Annotated in this window: 19 protein-coding genes; 12 read left to right on the forward strand and 7 right to left on the reverse strand. The window is 74.8% G+C overall.

What is annotated here, in order from left to right; translation table 11 throughout:
- Positions 1-40 precede the first annotated feature (40 nt).
- From KG103_RS14385 to KG103_RS14400, 4 genes are all read left to right on the forward strand, one after another.
- Positions 41-937 (forward strand): ATP-grasp domain-containing protein, encoded by an 897-nt coding sequence (locus KG103_RS14385; RefSeq protein WP_207339210.1) that lies wholly within the window; start codon positions 41-43, stop codon positions 935-937.
- A gap of 82 nt (positions 938-1,019) precedes the next feature.
- Positions 1,020-1,415, forward strand: coding sequence for a PGPGW domain-containing protein (locus tag KG103_RS14390; protein ID WP_207339211.1), 396 nt, complete (start codon positions 1,020-1,022; stop codon positions 1,413-1,415).
- 130 nt (positions 1,416-1,545) lie between these two features.
- Positions 1,546-3,288 carry an FAD-dependent oxidoreductase gene (locus KG103_RS14395; protein WP_207339212.1) on the forward strand — a complete coding sequence of 581 codons (1,743 nt, stop codon included), beginning with the start codon at positions 1,546-1,548 and terminating at the stop codon, positions 3,286-3,288.
- A gap of 300 nt (positions 3,289-3,588) precedes the next feature.
- Positions 3,589-3,870, forward strand: a complete 282-nt coding sequence (locus tag KG103_RS14400; RefSeq protein ID WP_207339213.1) for a metal-sensitive transcriptional regulator — start codon at positions 3,589-3,591, stop codon at positions 3,868-3,870.
- 206 nt (positions 3,871-4,076) lie between these two features.
- Here the strand turns inward: KG103_RS14400 and KG103_RS14405 are convergent, their stop codons facing one another.
- The 5 genes from KG103_RS14405 to KG103_RS14425 all read right to left on the reverse strand — a co-directional run bounded on the left by KG103_RS14405 (position 4,077) and on the right by KG103_RS14425 (position 8,967).
- Positions 4,077-4,763, reverse strand: a complete 687-nt coding sequence (locus KG103_RS14405; protein WP_207339214.1) for a response regulator — start codon at positions 4,761-4,763, stop codon at positions 4,077-4,079.
- The gene (locus tag KG103_RS14410) at positions 4,760-6,229 is read right to left on the reverse strand and encodes a sensor histidine kinase (RefSeq protein ID WP_249670609.1); all 1,470 of its coding nucleotides are present in this window, start codon (positions 6,227-6,229) and stop codon (positions 4,760-4,762) included. The genes KG103_RS14405 and KG103_RS14410 overlap by 4 nt, the downstream gene beginning before the upstream one ends.
- Before the next feature lie 112 nt (positions 6,230-6,341).
- Positions 6,342-7,181 (reverse strand): hypothetical protein, encoded by an 840-nt coding sequence (locus KG103_RS14415; protein WP_207339216.1) that lies wholly within the window; start codon positions 7,179-7,181, stop codon positions 6,342-6,344.
- Positions 7,178-8,044 carry a hypothetical protein gene (locus KG103_RS14420; protein WP_207339217.1) on the reverse strand — a complete coding sequence of 289 codons (867 nt, stop codon included), beginning with the start codon at positions 8,042-8,044 and terminating at the stop codon, positions 7,178-7,180. Before KG103_RS14420 ends, KG103_RS14415 begins: the two co-directional genes overlap by 4 nt.
- Positions 8,041-8,967, reverse strand: coding sequence for an ABC transporter ATP-binding protein (locus KG103_RS14425; protein WP_207339218.1), 927 nt, complete (start codon positions 8,965-8,967; stop codon positions 8,041-8,043). The genes KG103_RS14420 and KG103_RS14425 overlap by 4 nt, the downstream gene beginning before the upstream one ends.
- Before the next feature lie 259 nt (positions 8,968-9,226).
- On the opposite strand from KG103_RS14425, the gene KG103_RS14430 reads away from it, so the two are divergent.
- From KG103_RS14430 to KG103_RS14465, 8 genes are all read left to right on the forward strand, one after another.
- Complete coding sequence (locus tag KG103_RS14430; protein WP_207339219.1) at positions 9,227-16,027, forward strand: prealbumin-like fold domain-containing protein; 6,801 nt, start codon at positions 9,227-9,229, stop codon at positions 16,025-16,027.
- Positions 16,028-16,181: 154 nt separating this feature from the next.
- Entirely contained in the window at positions 16,182-17,189 is a 1,008-nt protein-coding gene (locus KG103_RS14435; RefSeq protein ID WP_207339220.1) for a siderophore ABC transporter substrate-binding protein, read from the forward strand.
- Entirely contained in the window at positions 17,186-18,172 is a 987-nt protein-coding gene (locus KG103_RS14440; RefSeq protein WP_207339221.1) for an ABC transporter permease, read from the forward strand. The genes KG103_RS14435 and KG103_RS14440 overlap by 4 nt, the downstream gene beginning before the upstream one ends.
- On the forward strand, positions 18,165-19,208 hold the full coding sequence (locus KG103_RS14445; protein WP_207339222.1) for an iron chelate uptake ABC transporter family permease subunit: 1,044 nt from the start codon (positions 18,165-18,167) through the stop codon (positions 19,206-19,208). The genes KG103_RS14440 and KG103_RS14445 overlap by 8 nt, the downstream gene beginning before the upstream one ends.
- Positions 19,205-19,966, forward strand: a complete 762-nt coding sequence (locus KG103_RS14450; RefSeq protein ID WP_207339223.1) for an iron ABC transporter ATP-binding protein — start codon at positions 19,205-19,207, stop codon at positions 19,964-19,966. The genes KG103_RS14445 and KG103_RS14450 overlap by 4 nt, the downstream gene beginning before the upstream one ends.
- 126 nt (positions 19,967-20,092) lie before the next feature.
- The gene (locus tag KG103_RS14455; protein WP_207339224.1) at positions 20,093-21,046 is read left to right on the forward strand and encodes a quinone oxidoreductase family protein; all 954 of its coding nucleotides are present in this window, start codon (positions 20,093-20,095) and stop codon (positions 21,044-21,046) included.
- Between the two features lie 90 nt (positions 21,047-21,136).
- A complete protein-coding gene (locus tag KG103_RS14460; RefSeq protein ID WP_207339225.1) occupies positions 21,137-21,706 on the forward strand; it encodes a TetR/AcrR family transcriptional regulator in 570 nt (189 codons plus the stop codon).
- A gap of 34 nt (positions 21,707-21,740) precedes the next feature.
- Positions 21,741-22,913, forward strand: coding sequence for an SGNH/GDSL hydrolase family protein (locus tag KG103_RS14465; RefSeq protein ID WP_207378113.1), 1,173 nt, complete (start codon positions 21,741-21,743; stop codon positions 22,911-22,913).
- Between the two features lie 76 nt (positions 22,914-22,989).
- Here KG103_RS14465 and KG103_RS14470 read toward each other — a convergent pair whose 3' ends face one another.
- Positions 22,990-23,724 carry a hypothetical protein gene (locus tag KG103_RS14470; protein WP_207339227.1) on the reverse strand — a complete coding sequence of 245 codons (735 nt, stop codon included), beginning with the start codon at positions 23,722-23,724 and terminating at the stop codon, positions 22,990-22,992.
- A complete protein-coding gene (locus KG103_RS14475) occupies positions 23,721-25,037 on the reverse strand; it encodes a hypothetical protein (protein ID WP_207339228.1) in 1,317 nt (438 codons plus the stop codon). The genes KG103_RS14470 and KG103_RS14475 overlap by 4 nt, the downstream gene beginning before the upstream one ends.
- Between the last annotated feature and the right edge of the window lie 509 nt (positions 25,038-25,546).

Consider the following 25,546-nt stretch of genomic DNA (forward strand, 5'->3'; position numbering starts at 1 on the left):
CGATGCCGGACGCGTGGGCGGCTCGTCGTAGGGTCCGCCCGTGAGCGCAACCCCCCGCGTGGGTGTCGTCGTGACCGACACCTACCCCGCCGAGGACCCGGACCACGACACCGCGCCGCTCGTCACCGCGCTGCGGGCACGGGGTGTGGCGGCCGCGCCCGTCGTGTGGCACGACGCGACCGTCGACTGGGCCGCGCACGACCTGCTGGTGCTGCGCTCCCCGTGGGACTACCCGGAGCGGCTCACCGAGTTCCTCGCGTGGCTCGACGTCGCCGAGCAGGCGACGCGGGTGCTCAACCCCCCGTCGCTGGTGCGCTGGAACCTCGACAAGCGGTACCTCGCCGAGCTCGCCGACCTCGGGGTGGGCGTGGTCCCGACGACGTACCGGACGTCGCTCGACGACGTGCGCGACGACCTGGCCGCGACCGCGCCGGACGCGCACGTGGTGCTCAAGCCCGCGGTGTCCGCCGGGGCGCGCGACACCGGGCTGTTCCGCGCCGACGACCCGCGGGCCCTCGACCTCGCGGGCCGGGTCCTCGCGGCCGGCGGCGTCGTGATGGTGCAGCCGGAGGTGCCCGAGCTGTCGCAGGGACGCGAGAAGGCGCTGTACGTCGTCGACGGGACGCTGACGCACGCGATCGCCAAGGGCGCGCTGCTCGCCCCGGGCGGCGGGCTGATCGGGGGCGTGTACGCCGAGAACCCGCAGCGGGTCGACGTCACCGCGGCCGAGGCCGAGTTCGCGCTCGACGTGGTCCGCGCGGTCGACCGGGCCACGGGCAGCGGCGTCCCGCTGTACGCGCGCGTCGACACCGTGGACTCCGTCGAGCACGGCCTGGTGCTGCTGGAGGCCGAGCTGTTCGAGCCCGCGCTCAACCTGCACGTGGTGCCCGAGGTCACGGACGTGGTCGCCTCGGCGGTCGTCGCCCGGCTGGGTTAGTCTCCGGCGCACCGGGCACGCCCCGGCGGTCCCCGCCGTTGAGGGAGCAACGGGCGCAGCGGCGTCCCGACAGGGAGGTGCCGTGGCGGGTTGGTCGGACCGGTGGACGCGCGTGCGCGCGCAGATCGACGCGCTCCCGCGTCCCGTGCGCGTCGTGGCGGTGACGGTCGTCGGCGGCACGGTGGTGCTCACGGGCGTGGCGATGCTCGTGCTGCCCGGCCCGGGCATCCTCGCGATCCTCGCCGGGCTCGCGCTGCTCGCGACGGAGTTCGCGTGGGCGCGGCGCTGGCTGGACCGCGCGCGGGCCGCAGGCCAGGCAGGCGTCGACAAGGGGCGTGAGGTGTGGGACCGCCGGCGGCCGGCTGCCGCGACCGAGTCGGTGGACGCGGCGGAGCGGGCCGACGCGCAGCACCCGGTCGAGGTCCGCGACCACCGCGACCCCCAGGACCCGGTCGACCCGGTCGGCACGTCCCGCTGAGACAGGGGTGCGCGGCGCGCGCTCCCACGCCGAGCACGTGGGCCACCTCGACCGCCGAGGGGCGCCGCCGTGGCCGACGGCACAGCCGCCGAGCGTGGCACACACATACCCCCGGGGGTATCGTGGCGGCATGTCCACCAGCACCGCGCCCCACCCCGTCCGGCGCATCGTCGTGGTCGGTGGCGTCGCCGGCGGCATGAGCGCCGCCGCCCGCGCCCGCCGGCTCGACGAGCACGCCGAGATCGTCGTCCTCGAGCAGTCCGACTACGTCTCGTTCGCCAGCTGCGGCCTGCCGTACCACCTGTCCGGTGAGATCGCGGAGCGCGGCTCCCTGCTGCTGCACACCCCGCAGTCCCTCGCCGCCGCGCTCGCGCTCGACGTGCGCACCGGCAGCCGCGTCACCGCCGTCGACACCGCCGCCCGCACGGTCACGGTCGTCACCGCGGACGGGCGGTACACCCTCGGCTACGACGCCCTGCTGCTCGCCCCCGGTGCCGTCGCGGTGCGCCCGGCCGTCGACGGGCTGGACCACCCGGCCGTGCACTCCCTGCGCACGGTGCCCGACCTGGACGCCCTCGGCGGGCGCGTCACGCAGCTGCTCACCGGCCGCGCCGCCGACGCACCCGCACCCACGGCCGTCGTCGTCGGCGCCGGGTTCATCGGGCTCGAGGCCGTCGAGGCGCTGACCGCCCGCGGCCTGCGGGTGCACCTCGTCGAGCTGGCGGACCACGTGCTGCCCCCGCTCGACCCGGAGCTCGCGCCCCTGCTGGCCGACGAGCTGCGCGCCCACGGCGTGGGCCTGCACCTGGGCGTCGCGGCCCAGCGCGTCGCACCGCGCGGCGAGGACGGCTCCGTCACGGTCACGCTGTCGGACGGCACCGAGCTGCCCGCCGACGTCGTCGTCGTCAACGTCGGCGTGCGCCCCGCGAGCGACCTGGCCCGCGACGCCGGCCTCGCGCTCGGCCCCACCGGCGCCATCCGCGTCGACGCCGACCAGCGCACGTCCGACCCGCACGTGTGGGCCGTCGGCGACGCCGTCGAGGTCACGCAGGCCGTCACCGGCGCCGTCGGGCCCGTCCCGCTGGCCGGGCCGGCCAACCGGCAGGGCCGGCGCGCCGCCGACTCCATGGTCGGTCACCGCACCACGCCGCAGGCGCCCGTGCTCGGCACCGCGATCGTGCGCGTCTTCGGCCTGACGGCGGCCGTGACCGGCCCGAACCAGGCGGCGCTGACCCGCGCGGGCCTGGACCACGAGGTGGTCCGCATCCACCCGGCCCACCACGCCGGGTACTTCCCCGGCGCCGAGCAGATCCACCTGGTGGCGACCTTCGCCCCCGACGGTCGCCTGCTGGGCGCCCAGGCGGTGGGCCGCGACGGTGTCGACAAGCGCATCGACGTGCTGGCCACGGCCCTGCGCGCCGGGATGACCGCCGACGACCTCGCCGAGCTGGAGCTCGCGTACGCACCGCCGTACGGCTCTGCCAAGGACCCGGTGAACATGCTCGGGTTCGTCGCGCAGAACGTCCTCGACGGGACGACACCGCAGTGGCACCCCGCCGATCTCGACGCCGCCCGGGCGGACACGCTCGTGCTCGACGTGCGCTCGCCCGGCGAGTTCGCCCGCGGGCACGTGCCCGAGGCGCTGAACGTCCCGCACACCGAGCTGCGCGGCCGGCTCGACGAGGTGCGCGCGGCCGCGGCCGGGCGGCCGGTCAGCGTGCACTGCGCGAGCGGGGTGCGGTCCCACATCGCCACCCGCGTGCTGCTCCAGGCCGGTCTGGACGCCCGCAACCTGTCCGGCGGCTGGCTGACGCTCAGCGCCGTGCACCCGTCCCTGGCCCAGCCGGCCGCGACCCCCCGGACCGCTGCGTGAACCACCCCCGCCACGCCGGCACCCCGGCGTGGCAGGCTGCGGGCACCCCCGCCCGCCGCTGACCTCCCACCCTGACCTCACCCCTCGAAGGAGCCACCATGTGCTACCCCGTCCGCTGCGCCACCTGCCAGAAGACCACCTGGGACGGCTGCGGCCAGCACGCCGAGGACGTCATGGCCGAGGTGCCCCGCGACCAGCAGTGCACCTGCCCCCGCTGACGGGCCGCACCCCCACGCCACCACCCCCGCACGCCCGTGCCGCGGCACCCCACGGTGCCGCGGCAGGTTCCCAGGAGGACGCATGGAGCTGGACAAGGACGAGATGACCAAGGTCGGCAACCGGCTCCGGCGTGCGCAGGGCCAGCTCGCCGCGGTCGTGCGGATGCTCGACGAGGGTCGCAGCTGCGAGGACGTCGTCACGCAGCTGTCGGCCGTCTCGCGGGCGCTGGACCGCGCCGGGTTCGCGATGATCGCGTCCGGCATGAAGCAGTGCCTGGTGCAGGGCGACGGCCCCACCGCCGACGGCGAGGCCCCGACCCTGGACGTCCAGAAGCTGGAGAAGCTCTTCCTGTCGCTGGCCTGACGCCGCCGCAGCGGGCTGACGCGACGCGGAGCACCGTCGCAGTCCGGACCCTCTCCCCGGGGGAGGATCCGCCCTGGTGCCCGTGACGACGACATCCGACGCCCACGACAGCCTCCCGACGACCGTCCGCGGTGGTCGACCACCGCTTCACGACGGACGGGGACCTGATCAGCGAGCTCGTCATCGGCTGACCACGGCGCCGTCCCTCAGGCGCGACGGGCACCGGCCGACACCAGGCCGCACTCGTAGGCGATGATCACCGCCTGCACGCGGTCGCGGGCAGCGAGCTTCGCGAAGACGTTGCCGACGTGCGTCTTCACCGTCGTCTCCGAGACGACCAGCTCGCGCGCGATCTCGGAGTTCGACGCGCCCTCCGCGATGAGCCGCAGCACGTCGAGCTCGCGCGGGGTGAGGCAGCGCAGCCGCGGGTCGGGCCCACGGTCGGGGTCGACGCGCTCGCCGTCCCCCGGCAGGTGCGGGGCGAACAGGTCGAGCATGCGGCGCAGCACCCTCGGCGCCACGACGGAGGTGCCCGCGTCGACGGTGCGGATCGCGTCGAGCAGCTCGTCGGGGCGGGCGGACTTCAGCAGGAACCCGCTGGCGCCGGCGCGCAGCGCCGCGAACGCCAGGTCGTCCACGTCGAACGTGGTGAGCACCAGCACCCGGGAGGCCGGGTGCTCCTCGACGATCCGCCGGGTCGCCTCGATGCCGTCCATGCCGGGCATCCGGATGTCCATGAGCACCACGTCCGGGGCGAGGGCGGCGACCTGCTCGAGCGCGACCCGACCGTCGGCCGCCTCGCCGACGACCTCGAGGTCCGGCTCGCTCTCGACGACCATCCGGAAGCCCACGCGCAGCAGCGACTGGTCGTCCACCAGCAGCACGGTCGTCACGGTCGTCCCCCGTCGTCGGTCCGGTCCCGGCCCGGCTCCCCGTCCAGCTGCTCCCGGTGCACCTGCTCCCCGTCCGCCCCGCCCTCGCCCGTCCACGGCAGCACGGCACGCACGCGCCAGCCGCCCTCCGGCCGCGGGCCGGCCTCGACGTGCCCACCGAGCAGCGCCGCGCGTTCGCGCATGCCGACGATGCCACGTCCCGTGCCACCGCCGGACCCCGGTCGTGTGCCGCCGGAGTCGGCCACGTCGACCTCGACGGTCGTCGGGGTGCGCCGCACCGCGACGTCGACCGACCCGGCACCCGGGGCGTGCCGCAGCACGTTCGTCAGCGCCTCGCCCAGGATCCGCAGCACCGCGAGGCGCACGGACGTGTCCGCCGGCAGCGCGGTGTCCAGGCCGTCCGCCGTCACGGGCAGGCCGGCGGCGGCGAAGCGCTCGACGACCGTCGGCAGGTCCAGCTCGGTCGGCTCGACGCGCCGGTCCGTCCCGTCGACCACGGACGGGCCGAGCGCCCCCAGGACGCGCTGCATGTCGACCAGCGCCGACCGGCCGGTGCGCGCGACCTGCCGCAGCGCGTCGCGCGACCGGTCCGGCGCCCGCTCGAACGCGGCGTCGGCGCCGTCGGCCAGGGCGACCATGACGGTCAGGCTGTGCGCCACGACGTCGTGCATCTCCCGTGCGATGTGCGCGCGCTCGGCGGCGCGGGCCAGGGCGATGCCGTCGTCCCGCTGCCGGGCCAGCGCCCGGTACCGCTCGACGAGGTCGGCGGCGTGCTGGCGTCGGGCCCGCGCCGCGGACCCGACGGCGACCCCCAGCAGCAGCAGCGCGAGCAGCAGCAGCACCGACCCCGTGCGACGGCCGGCCGAGAACAGCGGTGCGTCCAGGACCGTCCTCCACTCCGACGGGTCCGACTGGGAGACCACGGCGTTGCTCCACAGGACCATCTCGAGCAGGCCGAGGTCCTGCCACGACCACAGCGCGACCGTGACGACCGTGAGGACGGCCCCGAAGACCAGCCACGTCGTCGTCGTCCCGCGTGACGCCGCGACGCTGTACAGCGCGCACGCGAGGCACGCGCCGAGCACCCCCAGCACCCCCGCCACCTGCAAGGACGCCAGCGCGGCCACCACGAGCAGCACCGTCACGGTGATCGGGCGCACCCGCCGCAGCAGCAGCAGGCCGGCACCGGCGGCGGTACCGACCAGCCAGGTCACGGTCACGCGCTGCGCGACCCCGGAGTCGGGCTGGTACAGACCGAGGCCGACCGCACCGTTCGCGGTCTCCCAGATGAACATCGAGCCGACCAGCCCGACGAGGACGACGACGACCGCGACCGTGGCGTCCATGACCCACGGGCGCGCCGCGACCAGCCGCGCGACCGGGCTGCCACCGGCCACCTGCGCCTCGGTGAGCGGTGGCTCGTCGCGCGTGCTCGGCACCTGCACCACCGCCGCGCGTCGGATCACCGGCCCACCCTCCCATCCCGCACCGTCGGTGGGACCGGCCTGCCGGCCCGTGGCGCGCGCCGCCACCCCTGCGGGGGACGGGTCGGCGGGCGACGGCCCGGCGGTGGACGGGTCAGCGGACGTCATGGCGCCCCAACCGGTACGCCGCGGCGGCGAGGACCAGCACGACCCACGCCCCGACGACCGCTCCCCCGCCCCAGACGCCGAGCTGCGGTCCGCGGGTCGTCGCGTCCAGCGCCGCGAGCGCCGCGTCGTCCTGCAGCAGACGCGCACCCGACGACGGCAGCAGGGCCCGGACCGTGTCCATGACCCGGCCGGGGTTGGCGCCGAGCGCGACGTCGAGGAAGAACACGAGCATCACGCCGGCGACGAGCGGGTCGGCGGGCCGCCGCAGGAGCGAGCCCAGCCCGAGCCCGAGCAGGGCCACCGCCACGGCGACGACCACGAACCCGACCAGTGCGCGGGTCGTGCCCGGCACGGCCAGGTCGACGGCGGGCACGTCCCCGCCACGCGCCCCGGTGGTCGCCAGGTACGACGCCCCCAGCGCCACCGTGGCCGTCACCCCTGCCGCGACGGCCACGACGACGGCCTGCGCCGCGAGCACGGGCAGCCGGCGCGGCACCGCCGTGAACGTCGTGCGGGCCGTGCCGGTGGTGTGCTCGGCCGTCCCGACGACGGACCCGAGCACGAGGAACCCGAGCTGCGCGAGCACGAACCCGGACACCACCACCCAGGACCCGGACCGGCCGTCGCCGGTCCGCACGAACAGGCCGAGCCCGTACGCGGTGCCCGCCGCGACCGCGACCGTCCCCAGCGCCAGCCAGCCGTTCGACGGGACGCTCGTCAGCTTGGTCCACTCCGCGGCGAGCACGCGGAGGAACGTCGGGCCGCGGCGTGCGGGCGCACCGCGGGGCGGGCGTGTGGCAGCCCGGCCGGGGTCGAGCGTCGTCATCGCACGTCCCGGGTCCGCAGCCGCACCGCAGCCACGGCGAGGAGGAGGACGATCCACGCACCCAGGACCATGCCACCGCCGACGGGGCCGAGGTCCGGCATGCCGGGCATCGGACCGGACGAGGCGGGGGTGATCAGAAGCTGGCCGGCGGTGCCGGGGGTGAACGCCCCGATCGTGCCGGGGGCCGTGACGCTGTGGGGAGCTGCCGCGCCCATGGAGCCGCCGCCGGGGTCGCCCACCATCGCCAGCACGATGGGCAGGATCAGCACGACGCCGAGCGCGGTGACCAGCGCCGGCACGGTGCGGCGCAGCAGGGTGCCGAGCGCGTACCCGACCAGGGCCACCCCCACGACGAGCAGCACCATGCCCACCAGGACGCCCGGGGTGTCCCCGACCGTCAGGCCGAGCGGCAGGTCGCGCGACGCGGCCGGGGGCAGGACCCCGACGACGCTGGCCGCGACGGTCAGGACGCCCACCACCAGTGCGAACACCGCGACCACGGCGACCTGCGCCGCGAGCACCGGCCACCGGCGCGGCACCAGCGTGAAGGTCGTCCGCGCCGCACCGGTGCGGAACTCCCCCGCACCGACCAGCACCCCCAGCACCAGGGGGCCCACCTGGGCCAGCATCAGGCCGGTGGCCAGGTCACGGGTCGGCTCGAACCCGGGGTCGACGGACGACGCGGTCGCGAACATGAAGGCGAGCGCACCGGCCACCACGACGGTGACCAGACCCGTCCACCACGGGGACCGCAGCGACGTCAGCTTCGTCCACTCGGACGCGACGGCACGGGCGAACGTGGGGCCGTCGGTGCGGGCACCGGCCGCGGCACGGGATTCCCGGGGCGTCGTGGTGGCGCTCATCGGGCACCCCCACGGGTGTCGGCCGTGCGGTACTCGACGGCGTCACCGGTCAGCTGCAGGTACGCCTCCTCGAGGGTGCCGGACTCGGCGGCGAGCTCCAGGACGGTCACCCCGCAGCGGCGGGCGGCGGTGCCGACCTCGTCGACGGACGCGCCACGCACCTGCAGCACCCCGCCCTCCTGCGGCACGACCTGGGCGCCGGCGGCGAGCAGCTCGCGGGCCAGCGGCTCGGGGTCGGTGGTGCGCACGCGCACCGCACCGGCCCGCTCGGACCGCTCGACGATGTCCTGCACCGTCGCGTCCGCGAGGAGCCGCCCGCGGCCGATGATGACGACGCGGTCGGCGCACAGCGCGAGCTCGTGCATCAGGTGCGACGAGAGCAGGACGGTGCGGCCCTCGGCGGCCAGCTCACGCACCAGGCGGCGCACCCACAGCACGCCGTCGGGGTCCAGGCCGTTGACCGGCTCGTCGAGGACCAGGGTCTGCGGGTCGCCCAGCAGCGCACCGGCGATGCCGAGCCGCTGGCCCATGCCGAGCGAGAACGTGCCGGCACGGCGGTGCGCGGCCGGCTCGAGGCCGGTCTGCGCGATGACCTCACGGACGCGGGCCTTGCCCATGCCGTGCGTCTGGGCCATCGCCAGCAGGTGCTTGTAGGCCGTGCGGCCGGGGTGCACGGAGCGGGCGTCGAGCATGACGCCCACCGCGTGCAGGGGCGCCGGCAGGTCGGCGTAGCGCCTGCCGTCGACCCGCGTGGTCCCCGACGTCGCGCGCTCGAGCCCGACCACGACGCGCATCGTCGTCGACTTGCCCGCCCCGTTGGGCCCGAGGAACCCGGTGACCGTCCCGGGCCGGGCGGTGAACGTGAGCCCGTCCACCGCCGTCGTGCTGCCGTAGCGCTTGGTCAGCGCGTCCACCTCGATCATCGCGTCTCCTCCGTCGGGGGCGGGCCCGTGCCGGGCGTCCGTCGGCGACGCTACGGAGACGCACCCCGGCGTCGTCACCTGCCGTCGTCGGAGACGTCGCGGCGGTCGCCCTCCTCCCGGAGAAGGAGGGCCGCGGTCCCGCGGCACGGCTCGTCGTTCCCCTTCCACCCCGCCTCGAGGTTCCGATCCGTCCGGTTCCTGTTACTTTCGATCAGCGCGCCCTCTGCGGCGCGGCGCCATGCGAACTGGGGGGGACGCCATGGACAACGGCTCGCGACGCCTGCGTCGGATCGGGGCAGCACTGGCTTCGGCGGCGCTCGCGCTGGGTCTGGCGGTACCGGTCGCCCTGGTGGGCGCCCCGCCCGCCGAGGCGAACTCCCCCGCAGCCGCGCCGCTGGCCGTCCCGCCGGCGACCGGCGACAACGCGGTCATCACCGTCCGGGTCGGCGCCGACCGCCAGGGCACGACCGGCGTCTCCGGCCTGGCCGGGGTGACCCTGCAGCTCTACGACGGCACGACAGCCCCCACGACCCCCGTCGCCGACGCCTGGGCGACGTGCGTGTCCGACGCGGACGGCGACTGCAGCTTCGTCGTCCCCGACACCGAGACCGGGCTCTTCGGCTGCCGGGTCGGGGCCGGCGCCAACTGCGACCGGCGGTTCTGGGTCGTGCAGACCGGCGTGCCGGAGGGGTTCACGCAGAACTCCACCCTGCGCACGGGCAACGGCGACGGCAGCGGGTCGCAGCTGACGCCGTACCAGTTCCGGACCGGCTCGACCCTGCGCGCGGGCAACACGTACACCTCGCAGTCGAACTTCATGATCGGGACGGGCGGCACCAACCGCTCGGCGTCGGGCGGCGTGTGGCAGCAGTCGCGGACGAACCCGGCGCCCCTGCAGCAGTGCGGGCTGCGCGTCGCGCTGATCCTCGACCTGTCGGGCTCGGTGACGTCGCAGCAGCTCGTCAGCCTCAAGGCCGCGGCCGACACGTTCACGAACTCGCTCGTGGGCACACCGTCCGAGATGGCCCTGTTCTCGTTCTCCACGGGGAGCCCCGCGGCCGGCGCGACCCAGAACTACCCCGGCCTGACCTCGGTGTCGACGCAGGCGGGCGCGGACGAGTTCACGTCCCGCTACGCCTCGTGGACCGCCACCGGCGGGACCAACTGGGACCGCGGGATCGCCGCGGCCGCCGAGGCCGCCGAGGCCGCGGCATCGTACGACGTCGCGGTGGTCATCACGGACGGCGACCCGACGTTCTACTCCCAGCCTGCGGAGGGTCCGGGCAACTTCACCCGCTTCCGCGAGATGGAGAACGGCATCTTCTCGGCCAACGCCCTGAAGGCGCAGGACACCCGCGTCCTCGCCGTGGGCGTCGGGGCCGGGGTCAGCGACCCCGCCACCGCCCAGAACCTCGCCGCCATCTCGGGCCCCACCGCGTACGACGGCACCAACACCGGGACCGCGGACTACTTCCAGGTCGCCGACTACACCGTCGTGGGCCAGGCCCTGCGCCAGCTCGCGCTCGGCGACTGCACCGGGTCCCTGTCGGTCGTCAAGCAGCTCGTCGACGCGTCCGGCGACCTCGCGACCGCCACGCCCGCGGGCGCCGGGTGGACCTTCGGCGCCTCGACGACCACGCCCGGGGTGACGCTGCCGACCACGAGCGCGACGACCGACGCCACCAGCGCCGTGAACTTCCCGATCACCTACGCGGGCGGGACCGCCACCGGGACGATCGAGGTCCAGGAGGAGGCCCAGGAGGGCGCTGTCCTGTTCCCCGTCGCCGGGGCGAACGCCGTCTGCACCGACCTCGTGACGGGGCAGGGCGTGACGGTCACCAACGTCGGGGCGGCGGGCTTCACCGTCGACGTCCCGAACACGGACGCCGTGAGCTGCACGGTCTACAACCAGGTGGCGGCACCTGCCACCGTCACCGTCGACAAGGAGTGGGTGATCGACGGCGCCGCACCGGTGCCGAACGGCAACCAGCCGCCCGGCTTCACCTCCGAGCTGACGCTCACGGGTCCGGGCGCCGACGGCGCCACCAGCCAGGCGTGGGGCGTGACCCGCCCCGGGTACGTCGCCGGCGAGAGCGTCACGGTCGACGAGCAGGTGGTGCTGCAGGCCCCGGACATCGACCCGGACCTCTGCGTGGTCTCCACGCCGCAGGTCGTCGAGATCGACGGTGCAGCCGTCGACCCGACCCCCGTCCCCACGGGCGGCTACGGCCTGACCCTGATCGAGGGCGCCAACACGCTGACGCTCCGCAACACCGTCGACTGCGAGTCCCGCCTGACGCTCGCCAAGTACGTCGAGGAGGGCACGGCCGACCCCACGCTGTGGGACCTGGCGGCCCTCCCGGCGCCGGACGCGCCCGCCGGGCAGCTGCCCGGGCCGGCCGGGACCAGCGGGAGCGCGGGCGCGACCGACGTGCCCATCACCCCGGGCGTCCCCTACCAGCTCGCGGAGTCCGGCGGCCCGGCGACGTACCTGCAGGTGGACCAGCGCTCCGACCTGCAGGAGTTCCCCGCGTCGACGGGGTCGTGGTCCTGCATCCGGGTCGACACCGAGGGCAACCAGATCTCCGGCTTCGCCGACGGCCTCAACGGGGGCGTGACCGCGCCGATCGCCGCGCGCGTCCTGTGCACGGCGACCAACCAGACGGCGCAGCTGACGCTGGTGAAGGAGGTCGTCAACCAGGCCGGCGGCACGGCCGTGCCGTCCGACTTCACGCTGCGCGCCACCCCGGGCACGACGCCCGAGGTAGAGGGGCTCACCGAGATCGAGACCCCCGGCGCCGCCGAGGCCGACGCCCAGACGTTCGAGATCCGGCCCGGCCACCCGTACACGGTCAGCGAGACCGGGCCCGCCGGGTACGAGCAGACCGACCTCGAGTGCCTCGTGAACGGGACCGCCGTCAACGGCACAGAGATCACGGCCGGACGCGGCGAGAGCGTGGTGTGCACGTTCACCAACGCCGACGACCCCGCGTCACTCACGTTGCGCAAGGCCGTCGACGCCGGGTCCACCGGTGCGACGCAGACGCCCGCCGACTGGACGCTGACCGCCACGCTGCAGGGCACCGGCGAGCAGGACCCGGTCTCCGGGAACGGGGCCGACGGCGTCACCGACGTCGAGGTCCTCGCCGGCACGTACGCGCTGTCCGAGTCCACCGTCGCGGGCTTCGACGCGGGCGCGTGGGAGTGCGTCGACGCCGGTGGTGACGAGGTCGCCGTCGACGACGACGCGGTGGTCCTCGCCAACGGCGCGAGCGTCACCTGCACCGTCACGAACACCGCCCAGCAGCCCACGCTGACGCTGGTCAAGGAGCTGACCAACGACCAGGGCGGGACGTCCGGCACGGACGACTGGACCCTGACCGCGGACGGGCCGACCGCCGGCGTGAGCGGGGTGACCGGCGAGGAGGCCGTCACCGGCGCCCCCGTGGCGATCGGGAGCTACGCGCTGTCGGAGTCGGGCCCCGCCGGGTACACGGCCGGTGAGTGGACCTGTGCGGACGACGGCGGCGCCGTGCCCGTCACGGACGACGCGGTCGAGATCGGGCTCGGTCAGGACGTGACCTGCACGATCACGAACGACGACCAGCCCGCGGCCCTGACGCTGCGCAAGGTCGTCGACGTCGGGACCACCGGGGCGACCCAGACCCCGGCCGACTGGACCCTGACCGCCACACCGCAGGACATCGAGGGCCAGGACGCCGTGTCCGGTGACGGAGCCGACGGGGTCACCGCCGTCGAGGTCTTCGCCGGCACGTACGCGCTGTCGGAGTCGACCGTCGCCGGCTTCACCGCCGGGACGTGGGGCTGCGTCGACGCCGACGGCGGCACGGTCGCCGTCGACGGGGGCGCCGTGACCATCGGCAGCGGGACCGATGTCACCTGCACGATCACCAACACCGCGCAGCCCTCGACGCTGACCCTGGTCAAGCAGGTCGTCAACGACGAGGGTGGCACGGCCGCCGCGACCGACTGGACCCTGACCGCCGCCGGGCCGACGACCGGGCTGACCGGGGTCACCGGGGACGCCGCGATCACCGCGGCCCCGGTGGCGATCGGCACCTACACGCTGAACGAGTCCGGGCCCGCGGGCTACGCCGCCGGCGACTGGGTGTGCGCGACCGACGAGACGTCGGTGCCGGTCGCGGACGGTGCGGTCGAGATCGCGCTGGGCCAGGACGTGACCTGCACGATCACCAACGACGACCAGCCGGCGGCCCTGACGCTGCGCAAGGTCGTCGAGGCGGGGACCACCGGGGCGACGCAGACGCCGGCCGACTGGACGCTCACCGCGACGCCCCAGGGCATCGAGGGCCAGGCGCCGGTCTCCGGTGACGGCGCCGACGGTGTCACCGGTGTCGGGGTCTTCGCCGGCACGTACGCGCTGTCCGAGTCGACCGTCGCCGGCTTCACCGCCGGGACGTGGGGCTGCGTCGACGCGGCCGGCGCGGCCGTCGCCGTCGAGGCCGGCGCCGTCACCCTGACCACCGGGGCGGACGTCACCTGCACCATCACGAACACGGCGCAGGGCGCCACGCTGACGCTCGTCAAGCAGGTCACCGCCGACGACGGCGGTACGGCCGTCCCCGGCGACTGGACGCTGACCGCGACCGGACCGACCACGGGGCTCACCGGCGCCACCGGTGACCCGGCGATCACGGACGCGCCCGTCGCGATCGGCACCTACGCCCTGACGGAGTCCGGCCCCGCCGGGTACACCCCGGGCGACTGGACCTGCGCGACGGACGAGACCACCGTGCCCGTCACGGACGGCTCCGTGACCGTCGCCCTGGGGCAGGCGATCACGTGCACCGTCGTCAACGACGACCAGCCCGGCACGCTCACGCTGGTCAAGCAGGTCACCAACGACTCCGGCGGCACCGCGGAGCCCACGGACTGGACCCTGTCCGCCGACGGCCCGACCACCGGGGTCACCGGCGCGACCGGCAGCACCGCGGTCACCGACGTCGAGGTGGCTGCCGGTGACTACGCCCTGTCCGAGGCCGACGGCCCGGCCGGGTACACCGCGTCGGCGTGGACGTGCGAGGGCGGCGCGCTGAACGGCACCACGGTCACGATCGCCAACGGCGAGGCCGTGACCTGCACCATCACGAACGACGACCAGCCGGCAGCCCTGACGCTGCGCAAGGTCGTCGACACCGGTGCCACCGGGGCACCGCAGACGCCCGCCGACTGGACGGTGCGCGCGGCCCCGGAGGACATCCCGGGCCAGGAGGTCGTCGAGGGGAACGGGGCGGACGGGGTGACAGCCGTCGCCGTCTTCGCCGGCACCTACGCGCTGTCCGAGTCGTTCGTCCCCGGGTACGAGGCCGGGGAATGGGGCTGCGTCGACGCGGGCGGCGCTGACGTGCCGCTGGACCAGGGCTCGTTGACCCTCGCCAACGGCGCGGACGTGACCTGCACGATCACCAACACCGCCGTGCCGTCCACCCTCACTCTCGTCAAGCAGGTCACGAACGACGACGGCGGCACCGCGGACGCACGCGACTGGGTGCTCACCGCGACCGGCCCGACGACGTCCCACAGCGGTGCGACCGGGGACGACGCCATCACCTCGACGGAGGTCGAGTACGGCAGCCACGCGCTGTCGGAGTCCGGCGGCCCCTCGGGGTACACCACGAACGACTGGGCCTGCGAGAACGACGAGGGCGACCTGCCGGTCGAGTCCGGCGCCGTCCTCCTGGAGCTCGGGCAGGACGTCACCTGCACGGTCCTCAACGACGACCAGCCGGCGACGCTCACGCTCGTCAAGGAGGTCGTCAACGACCACGGCGGGGACGCGGAGGCCACCGACTGGACCCTCACTGCCGACGGCCCCACCACCGGGGTCACCGGGGAGACGGGCAGCGACACCGTCACGGGCGTCGACGTCAGCGCGGGTGACTACACCCTCTCCGAGGCCGACGGACCGGCGGACTACACCGCGTCCGACTGGTCCTGCGAGGGTGGCACGCTCGACGGCGACACCGTCACCGTGGCCAACGGTGAGGCCGTCACCTGCACCGTCACCAACACGTTCGCCGCACCGCGCCTGACGCTGGTCAAGGACGTGCTCAACGAGCAGGGCGGCACGGCGACCCCCGAGGAGTGGACGCTGCGGGCCGAGGGCCCGGAGACGGTCACCGGCGCGACGCGCGGCCCCACGGTCACGGACGTGCCCGTGACGCCCGGGGCGTACACGCTGTCCGAGGTCGACGGGCCGGAGGGCTACACGCAGGTGGGCTGGGTGTGCGAGGACGCGGCCGGGCCCGTCGCGGTCGACGGCGACGTGCTGGAGCTCGCCGCCGGTGACGACGTGACCTGCACGGTCACCAACACCGACGCGCAGGCGACTGCCCCGTGGACGGCGGTCAAGAGCAGCGACCCGCCGTCGGGCACCGAGGTCCAGCCCGGTCAGGTCGTCACCTACACGGTGACGCTGAGCCCGGTCGACCCCGGGGGCGAGATCCCCGAGTTCCTGGTCACCGACGACCTGACGGACGTGGTCGACGACGCCACGCTGATCGAGGACAGCATCGAGACCACCACGGGCGGGGTCGCCGTGGCCCAGGGGGGCGTCGAGCTCGTCTGGAGCGGTGGCCCGGTGGCGGGCACGCAGACGCTGACGTACCGGGTCCGGGTCGACGACGACGTGAACGGCCAGGTGCTGCGCAACGTCGTGACGGCGCCGGGTGCCGAGCCGTGCGTCGACGACGACGACGTGACGTTCGCGGTCGCGGCGCTCGCCGACGTGACGTTCGCGGTCGCGGCACTCGCCGACGAGGTGCTCGCCGACGAGGTGCTCGCCGACGAGGAGTGCCGGACCACGACGCACCCGACGCCCACCCGCGCCACGCCGGGCGGCCGACCGGGCAGCGCAGGGACGTCGGACCGCGGCTGGTTGTCGAGCACTGGCGGACCGGGCGCAGGGCTCGCGCTCGTCGCGCTGTGGCTGGTGGCGGGCGGTGCGGCGCTGGTCGGGATCACACGGCGCCGTGAGTCCGGTGGCACGGACGACGAGTCCCGGCCCGACGTGACGTGACGGCCGCGGCGCGTCCTGCGGGGCGCGCCGGCGGGCGTCCGCCGGGCAGGACCACGTCCCAGCAGAGGGTAGCCTCCCCTAAGTCGTCTTAGGGTGCCCTTCCCTGGGATCGACGCGCCTTGTCGCGCCCGTCCACACCTCCCGGAGCTCAGCCATGCACTCCCGCCACCCTGCCCGCCGTCTGGCCGTCGCCCTCACGGCCGCCCCGCTCGCCCTCGTCCTCGCCGCCTGCGGTGCGGGCGCCGACGCCGCGGAGCCGGCCGCGTCGGCCGAGCCGACCACCGCCACGACGGTCACGATCGAGGACAACCACGGCACCGTCGAGGTGCCCGTCGACCCGCAGCGGGTCGTGGCGCTCGACAACCGGGTGTTCGAGACCCTGTCCGCGTGGGACGTCCCGCTGGTGGCGGCACCCAAGGGCGTGATGGGCTCGGGCATCTGGCCCGTGTACACCGAGAACGAGGACGTCCTGGACGTCGGCACGCACCGCGAGCCGAACCTCGAGTCGATCGTCGCGGCCGAGCCCGACCTGATCATCGGCGGCTACCGGTTCGGCAACCACTACGACGACATCGTCGCGCAGAACCCCGACGCGACCGTCATCGAGATCGCCCCCCGCGAGGGCGAGGAGATCGCCGACGAGCTGATCCGGCAGGTCGAGATCCTCGGCCAGATCTTCGACCGCGAGGACGAGGCCGCGCAGATCGTCGCCGACTTCGAGGCGGCCGTGGCCGACGCCGCCGAGGCGTACGACGGCACCAGCACGGTCGTCGGGCTCATCACCTCGGGCGGCGACATCAGCTACGCCGCACCGGTCACCGGGCGCAGCATCGGCACGGTCTTCCCGACGCTCGGCCTCGTGCCCGCGATCGACCAGGCGAGCGAGGACACCACGCACGGCGACGACATCGGGGTCGAGGCCATCGCCGCGGCGAACCCGGACTGGATCCTCGTGCTGGACCGCGACGGCTCCGGCGTCGGCGAGGGCGACTACCGCCCGGCGACCGAGCTCATCGGCGCGTCCGAGGCGCTCGCGTCCGTCACCGCCGTCATGAAGGACCAGATCGTCTACCTGGACCCGAACTTCTACGTCACCGAGGACATCCAGGCCTACACCGCGCTGTACGAGCAGATCGCACAGGCGTTCTCCGCCGCCGCGTGACCTCGACCCTCACGGCACCCGCGCCGGCCGCCGCCCGTCACGGGCGGCGGCCGGGCGGCCTGCTGCTCGCCGTGCTCGTCACCCTCGCGCTCGTCGTCGCCTCGCTGTTCGTCGGCGTCTACGACCTGTCCGCCGAGGGCGGCGGCGCGATGTTCCAGATCACGCGGGTGCCGCGCACCCTCGCCCTCGTGCTCGCCGGCAGCGCCATGGCCGTCAGCGGGCTCGTGCTGCAGCAGCTCACGCAGAACCGGTTCGTCGAGGCCACCACCAGCGGCACCAGCGAGTGGGCGGCGCTCGGGCTGCTGCTGTCCGTCATCCTCCTGCCGACCGTCGGTCTGGCCACACGCATGGTGATCGCCTCGGCCGCCGCGTTCGTCGGCACCATGGTCTTCCTCGCGGTGCTGCGCCGCGTGCAGGTGCGCACCACGCTCGTCGTGCCGATCGTCGGGCTCATGCTCGGCGCCGTCGTCAGCGCGCTGACCACGCTGATCGCCGTCTCGACCAACTACCTGCAGCTGCTCGGCACGTGGTTCATGGGCTCGTTCACCTCGGTCGTGCGCGGGCAGTACGAGCTGCTGTGGGTCGTCGCCGCGGTCTGCGTCGCGATCCTCGTGCTCGCCGACCGGCTCACGGTCGCGGGCCTGGGCCGCGACGTCGCCACGAACCTCGGGCTGGACTACGACCGCGTGCTGCTGCTCGGCACCGCGATGGTCGCGGTCGCGTCGGGGGTGACCACCGTCGTGGTCGGCTTCCTGCCGTTCCTGGGGCTGGTCGTCCCGAACGTCGTGTCCCTCCTGCGCGGTGACGACCTGCGCTCGAACCTGCCGTGGGTGTGCCTCGGCGGCATCGCGCTCGTCACCGCCTGCGACATCCTCGGACGCGTCGTGCGGATGCCGTTCGAGGTCCCGGTCGGGATGATCCTCGGGCTCGTCGGCGCGGCCGGGTTCCTCGCACTGGTCCTGCGGGTGCGCCGCCGTGGCTGAGCTCCGCACGGCACCGGCGACGGCCGTCGCGTCCGCCCCGCCGTCCCCCCGCGTCCCGCTGCGCGACACCGCCCGCGGCTACGGCCTGCGCCTGGCGCTCGTCGCGCTGGTCGGCGTCGTCGCCGCCGTCGGCATCCTCGTCTGGGACAACCCGGCGGACCCCGGGTCGAGCGGGTTCTGGGTGATCGTCCGCAGCCGGCTGACGTCGGTCGGCACGATCCTCGTCGTGGCGTTCTGCCAGGGCGTGGCCACCGTCGCCTTCCACTCGGTGACGGACAACCGGATCCTCACCCCCTCGATCCTCGGCTTCGACGCGCTGTACCGCGTGATCCAGACCGCCCTGGTGTTCCTGTTCGGTGCCGGTGCCCTCGCCGCGACGGACGGCCTGCCCAAGGTCGCCCTGCAGAGCGTGCTCATGGTCGCGTTCGCGTCCCTGCTGTACGGGTGGCTGTTCACCGGCAAGCGCGCCGACCTGCACCTGCTGCTGCTCGTCGGCGTCGTGCTGGGGATGGGGTTCGGCTCGCTGTCGACGTTCATGCAGCGGCTGCTCACGCCGAGCGAGTTCGACATCCTGTCCGCCCGGCTGTTCGGCTCGATCGGCACGTCCTCAGCGTCCTACCTGCCCTGGGGTGCGCTCGTCTGCGTGGTCGTCGGCACGGTGCTGTGGCGCCGTCGGCACGTGCTCGACGTCGTCGCGCTGGGCCGCGAGACGGCCATCAGCCTCGGCGTGCGCCACCAGCGTGAGGTCCGGGTGACGCTCGTGCTCGTCGCGGTGCTCGTGTCGGTGTCCACGTCGCTCGTCGGCCCCATGACGTTCTTCGGCTTCGTCGCCGCGCTGCTGACCTACCAGGTCGTCGGCACGAGCCGCAGCGCCCGGACGCTGCCGATGGTCGTGGCGATCGCGTCCACCGTGCTGCTGCTCGCGTACGTGGTGCTGCGGCACGTGTTCTACGCCGCCGGTCTCGTCACCGTCGTCATCGAGCTCGGCGGCGGGCTCGTGTTCCTCGTCTACCTCCTGCGGAAGGGCCTGCGGTGATCACCCTCGTCGACGTCTCCAAGTCCTACGGGGACGTGCACGCGCTCGGTCCCGTCGCGCTCGACATCCCGGCCGGCGGCGTCACCGCTCTCGTCGGGCCCAACGGCGCAGGCAAGTCCACGATGCTGACGATCGTCGGCCGGCTGCTCGCCGCCGACGCGGGGCGCGTCACCGTCGGCGGCATGGACGTCGTGACGGCCCGCCCGCGGGACCTCGCCAGGCGCCTGGCGATCCTGCGGCAGGAGAACCACTTCGTCGCCCGGCTCACGGTGCGCCAGCTCGTCGCGCTCGGCCGCTTCCCGCACTCCCAGGGCCGTCTGACCCGCGACGACGAGTCGGCCGTGGACACGGCGCTCGACTTCCTCGGCCTGGTCGACCTGCAGCACCGCTACCTCGACGAGCTGTCCGGCGGGCAGCGGCAGCGCGCGTACGTCGCGATGGTGCTGGCGCAGGACACCGAGTACCTGCTGCTCGACGAGCCGCTGAACAACCTCGACATGCAGCACGCCGTGGCGATGATGGCCCAGCTGCGCCGCGCCGCCGACGAGCTCGGCAAGACCGTCGTGCTCGTCGTGCACGACGTGAACTTCGCCGCCGCCTGGGCCGACCGCGTCGTCGCCATGACCGAGGGCCAGGTGCGGTACGTCGGGTCCCCGGCGGAGATCATGACGGCGGAGATCCTGTCCGAGGTGTTCGCGACACCGGTGACCGTCGTCGACGGCCCGGGGCACCCGCTGGCGGTGTACTACCGGCCCTGAGCGGCGCCGTGTGGCGGGGGTCGCACCACCGACCTAGGCTCGCCGCGACGGGCCTCGCGGCCGGGACACATCCGCCACGGGCCCGCGGCGCACGAGCCGGTGCGTCGGGGCGGACGGGGGACCGCGATGAGAGCAGCCGTGGTGCCGGCACCGGAGGAGGCCCCCCGGTACGGCGAGTTCCCGGACCCGCAGGCGGGCCCCGACGACGTGCTGCTGGACCTCGTCGCCGCTGCCGTGCACCCGCTGGTGCGCTCCCGCGCCCGCGGGACGCACTACAGCAGCGGGCAGCGGTACCCGATGGTCCCCGGCATGGACGGCGTGGGCCGGACCCGCGAGGGTGCGCTCGTCTACGCCGGTGAGGTGCACGAGCCGTGGGGCACGTTCGCCGACCGGTTCGCCGCACCGCGCACCCGGACCGTCCCCCTGCCCGACGGCATCGACCCGGTGGCCGTCGCCGCGAGCATGAACCCGGGGATGTCGTCGTGGATGCCGATCACCGAGCACCTCGCCGGCGGTGGGGCCCTCGGCACCGTCCTGGTGCTCGGTGCGACGGGCACGGCCGGCGGCCTGGCGGTGCAGAACTCCCGCCGGCTGGGCGCCGGGCGGGTCGTGGGGGCGGGCCGCGGTGCCGACGCGCTCGTCCGCGTGCTGGCCCTCGGCGCCGAGCCGGTCGAGCTCACGGGTGACGCCGACGCCGACGTGCAGAGCCTCGCGGCGGCGCTCGACGGCGAGGCACCCGCCCTCGTCCTGGACTACCTGTGGGGCGCACCAGCGGAGGTCGCGTTCCGCGCGCTGGCGGCCGGCCCGGCCGGTGACGGCACGCTGTACGTCGAGGTCGGCGCCGTCGCCGGCCCGACGGCGGCCATGCCCGCCGCGCTGCTGCGCAGCCGCCGGTTCCGGGTGCGCGGCAGCGGCATCGGCTCGGTCGACATGAGCCGCTACCGCGACGAGGCCGTCGCCTACCTGGGGCGGATCGCGTCGGGCGCCGTGGTGGTCCCGACGGTGACGTTCCCCCTCGAGCGCGTCGCGGACGCGTGGCAGGCGACGCACGGCCCGCGCGCCGTCGTGACGCCCGTCTGACGACCGCTCGTCCGCAGCGCGGTCGTCCGACGTCGGAGCCGTGCCTACAGGGCATAGGCTGCATCCTGTGACGTATAGCGAGACGCCTTGATGGCAGGCCGCGCGGGCCTGACTGTGCCGGCCCTGACGACCGCCGCGGCCGAGCTGGCCGACGAGGTGGGCTTCGACCAGGTGACGGTCTCGGCGCTCGCCCGCCGCGTCGGCGTGCAGCCCGCGAGCCTGTACGCGCACCTGCGCGGCACCGACGACCTGCGCACCCGGATCGCCGTGCGCGCGCTGGAGGAGATCGGCGACCGGCTGTCCGTCGCCCTGGCCGGGCGGGCGCGGCGCGAGGCGCTGCAGGCCCTCGTCGACGTCATGCGGGACTACGCCCGGGAGCACCCCGGCCGCTGGGCCGCCACCCAGGTGCGCGTCGACGTGACGCGGGCCGGCGCCGCGGGCGCCCGCGTCTCCGCACTGACCGCCGGCGTGCTGCGCGGGTACGACCTGCCCGACGCCGAGGTCCCGCACGCCGTGCGGTTCGTCGGCAGCACCGTCAACGGCTTCCTGCACCTGCAGGCGATCGGCGGGTTCGACCACTCCGCGCCGGACGCCCAGCAGTCGTGGGCGCGCACGACCGACGCCCTCGACGCGGCTCTGCGCGCGTGGCCGACCGCCTGAACCGCACACCGACACCGCGAGAGACGACGAGATGATGACCTCCCTCACCCCGACCCCCCTGACCGACGACCTCGTCCACGGCGCCCTGGAGCTCGAGCGGACGCCCCGCGGCGTGCAGCCCCACCGGCTGCCCGCCTGGGTGCGGCGCCAGCTGCCCGACCCGCAGCTGCTCATGGCCGAGGCACAGCCGTCCGGCGTGCGCCTGGTCCTGCGCACCCGCGCGACGGTCGTCGAGCTCGACGCCCACCCCACCCGCCTGGCGTACGTGGGCGGCCCGGCCCGCCCGGCCGGCGTCTACGAGCTGCTGGTCGACGGCGAGGTCGTCGCCGGCGCGACGGTGGACGGCGGCGACCTCCTGCTGATCGACCCGGTCACCGGCGGCCGCGAGGTCCGCCCCGGCGAGCCGGGGACGGTCGCCTTCACCGGGCTGCCCGACCGCGACAAGACCGTCGAGCTGTGGCTGCCGCACAACGAGCTCGCGACCCTCGTCGCGCTGCGCACCGACGCACCGGTGCACCCGGTGCCGACCGGTGACCGCCCGGTGTGGCTGCACCACGGCTCGTCGATCAGCCACGGGTCCAACGCGACCACCCCCACCGGCACGTGGCCCGCGCTGGCGGCACGGGCGGCCGGGGTGGACCTGGTCAACCTCGGGTTCGGCGGCAGCGCGCTGCTGGACCCCCAGACCGCACGGACGATGCGCGACACCCCCGCCGACCTGATCTCGGTCAAGATGGGCATCAACATCGTCAACGGCGACACCATGCGGCTGCGGACGTTCACCGCCGCGGTCCACGGGTTCCTCGACACGATCCGTGACGGCCACCCCGAGACCCCGCTGCTGGTGGTCTCCCCGGTCCTGTGCCCCATCCACGAGGACACCCCCGGGCCGGGCGCCTTCGACCCGAGCACGTTCGGGTCCGGGACGGTGCGGTTCGTCGCCACCGGCGACCCGGCCGAGGTCCCGGCGGGGCGGCTGACCCTCACGGTGGTCCGGGACGAGCTGAGCCGCATCGTCGCCCAGCGTCGGCAGGACGACCCGCACCTGGCCTACCTGGACGGTCGCGAGCTGTACGGGACGCCGGACGCGGCGGCCCACCCGCTGCCCGACGCGCTGCACCCCGACGCCGCGACGCACCGGGTCGTCGGGGAGCGGTTCGCCCGCCTCGCGTTCGGCCCGGGTGGTGTGCTCGCGTCGTCGCGCTGAGACCGGCGCCCTCAGCCCCGCGGGCCGAGGAGCCGCGCCCTGGCCCGTCACACGTGACGGGCCAGGGCGCCGCGCCTCACGCGGTCGAGCGGTTCGAGCGGGCGAAGTGCACGTCGATGCACGGCGCGAGCACGACCTCGGTGCTCCCGTCTGCTCGCGTCGCGCCCGTGGCGTACCCCCAACGGTGGGCGGCATCGAGATCGCCACGGACGATGACCGTCGAGGTCTCGACGTCCCACCGGACATCGAGACCCAGCGCGATGAGCACCGGCACGTCCCCGGGATCGGCCTGCCGGAGGTCGGCGTCGACCCACTCGGCGACGAGGTCGGCGCGCGTCGCGTACGACAGGGGGTCGACCGTCTCAGCCTCGGCCGGATCGCGCTGCTCGCGGTCCAGGCGAGCCACCTCGTCGAACAGCGCGAGAACCGGCCCCACCGAGATGTCCGGAGGATCGCCGAACCCCTCCGTCTGGGCCGCCAGCAGGCTCGCCTGGTAGCCCAGCTCGTGGCGCAGCGCGACCATCGCGCGCCAGGCGTCGTCGGACGCCGCGGCGTCCTCCGCGCCCATGAAGCCCGCCTGCTCCCGCCATGCGCGGCGTGCCGACACGCCCGCCGTGGCGCGTGCCCGGAGCCCCCGGGCCGCGGCGGGGTCGGCCGTCTCGAGCTCCGCTGCGAGCATCCGCTGCCCCTCGGGCGTGGCGTCGTACTCGGTCTGCGCGCGCAGTGCTGCCTGGTACTCGGGCGACATGGCCGCCTCGTACCTGCGCTGCGCCTGCTCGTACCTACGCTTCTCCTCGGCGTCCGCGCTCATCGGGACCGCCGCCTTCCGGCCACGACACCGAACCCGAGGAGCAGCCCTGCGGCGATGCCGACCACGGTGGCGACCACCGCGTCGGGCATCGAGTCGAGCAAGGACCCGCTGGCCGGGCCGGGCAACGAGGCGAACGCCGCGAACAGCCCGACCAGCGTCGCCACCGCCGCGACCCCTCCGAGCACCGTGAACCTGTCGTCCCACATCTCCCGCCGCGACTCGAGCCGCTTCTCCAGCTCCGCACCGGCCGCGTCGACGAGACGCGGCAGCGCATCGACCAGCTCACGGTCGGCGTCCGCGATGTCCCCGTCCAGCCGCTTCGTCAGCAGCGCCGGGTTCGACCAGGTCTCGAACTGCTCCGGGCTTGCCATGAGCGCGCCGAGCTCGCGCCGGAGCAGCAACTCACGGACGGTCGCGACCGTGGCGAGCTTCTCCGACACCTCGGACGACGCGTCGACGACCGTGGCGTGCACGGCCCCGAACGCGCGGTGCACCCGTGCCCTGTCCGCCACGAGCGGGACCGTCAGACCCACCATCGCCGCCATGCGGGCTCCTTCGTAGTCGTGGAACACGGACGTCGACTCCAGGTCGACCAGCACGGCACGCGCGTCGTCCCTGACGAGGCTGGAAGCCCCGGGCCGGACCGGCTCGCCGGCCATCGCGAAGCGCGACCACGTGTGGGGCCAGCCCGAGTCCTGCGACACCTCGACCGCGTCCTCGTCCTCGCCGGACTCGAGGACGTCCACGGCACCACCCGCATCGGGCGCGATGACGACGAGCAGCGCCTCCGTCACGGGCACACCGCGCACGTGGCGCACGGACCGTGCGACGAGGTCGACGAGCGCGGGGGGAGCGACCTTCCGCCTCCCGATTCCGAACGACGCCCACGGCGAGCGAGATGGGCGGACGTCGAACAAGGTCCACAGGTCGTCGTGCGCGGTCAGCCCGGTGCCCTGCAGCAGCCCGGTCAGCGCGAGCGCCACGTCGCGGTCGATCGCCGGGCCGCTCACCAGCGGGGCGACCCGGTCAGGGCGCCTGTCGAGGCGCTCGACCGTCAGGACCGGCCCGGCACCCGTCTCCCAGAGGGTCAGGCAGACCGCCGGGCGCACGCGCCAGCCGCGATCCGTGCCGGCATCGTGCTGGTCGGCCGTGCCGACCGACACACCGAACCGCACCTCGCCACCGCCGAGCTCGATCACGCGACGCCCGACCGCGCGTGCCGCGCCGGCGCCTGAGCCTGTCACCCGCGAGAAGTCCGCGCCGGGGCCGGCGGTGAAGAGCTCGTCGTAGGGAGCACCCTCGTCGAACGACACGTCGGTCCGCGGTAGTCCGCAACCCGGCGCGAGCGGGAGGACGAGGGCGCACAGCACCCCGTCGAGTCCGTGGGAGTGCGCGCGCGGCGCCTCCCGGGTCAGCTCCACCGGGCGGCTGCGATACGGATTGATCGCCCTCACGAGGCCTCGGCCTCCGAGCCCGTGCTGCGGGCCTCAGGCCGCGAGCTCGGCGGCGCTCCTTCGACTTCTGTGATGAGCACGTACGACATCCCTTCTCGCCGTCAAGGTGACGGCGCCCGGCCCATCGGGCGCACAGGCCACGATCTGAGCCGAATCCGACGGGAGAGAACGCGTGCAGGTCGACGACGCCCGGCACCACCACGTGCGGGTGACCGCTTACCGCGAGACGCGGCCAGTGGTTCCCCGAGCGGCTGACGAAACGTTTAGGACACCCCCGCACCCCTTCAGCCCCCCGGCCCGGCGTGGCAATGTGAAGGTTCACAATCGCCACCGCAGCGCCGGGCGACGACGAGGCCGACCCGGTGCTG

Origin of the sequence: Cellulomonas wangleii (assembly GCF_018388445.1) — a bacterium.
GTDB lineage: Bacteria > Actinomycetota > Actinomycetes > Actinomycetales > Cellulomonadaceae > Cellulomonas > Cellulomonas wangleii.

Coding starts and splice junctions, on each gene's coding strand:
- KG103_RS14395 (WP_207339212.1), top strand. CDS start 1,546: ATGTCCACCAGCACCGCGCCCCACCCCGTCCGGCGCATCGTCGTGGTC.
- KG103_RS14400 (WP_207339213.1), top strand. CDS start 3,589: ATGGAGCTGGACAAGGACGAGATGACCAAGGTCGGCAACCGGCTCCGG.
- KG103_RS14415 (WP_207339216.1), bottom strand. CDS start 7,181: ATGACGACGCTCGACCCCGGCCGGGCTGCCACACGCCCGCCCCGCGGT.
- KG103_RS14420 (WP_207339217.1), bottom strand. CDS start 8,044: ATGAGCGCCACCACGACGCCCCGGGAATCCCGTGCCGCGGCCGGTGCC.
- KG103_RS14425 (WP_207339218.1), bottom strand. CDS start 8,967: ATGATCGAGGTGGACGCGCTGACCAAGCGCTACGGCAGCACGACGGCG.
- KG103_RS14430 (WP_207339219.1), top strand. CDS start 9,227: ATGGACAACGGCTCGCGACGCCTGCGTCGGATCGGGGCAGCACTGGCT.
- KG103_RS14435 (WP_207339220.1), top strand. CDS start 16,182: ATGCACTCCCGCCACCCTGCCCGCCGTCTGGCCGTCGCCCTCACGGCC.
- KG103_RS14455 (WP_207339224.1), top strand. CDS start 20,093: ATGAGAGCAGCCGTGGTGCCGGCACCGGAGGAGGCCCCCCGGTACGGC.
- KG103_RS14460 (WP_207339225.1), top strand. CDS start 21,137: ATGGCAGGCCGCGCGGGCCTGACTGTGCCGGCCCTGACGACCGCCGCG.
- KG103_RS14465 (WP_207378113.1), top strand. CDS start 21,741: ATGACCTCCCTCACCCCGACCCCCCTGACCGACGACCTCGTCCACGGC.
- KG103_RS14470 (WP_207339227.1), bottom strand. CDS start 23,724: ATGAGCGCGGACGCCGAGGAGAAGCGTAGGTACGAGCAGGCGCAGCGC.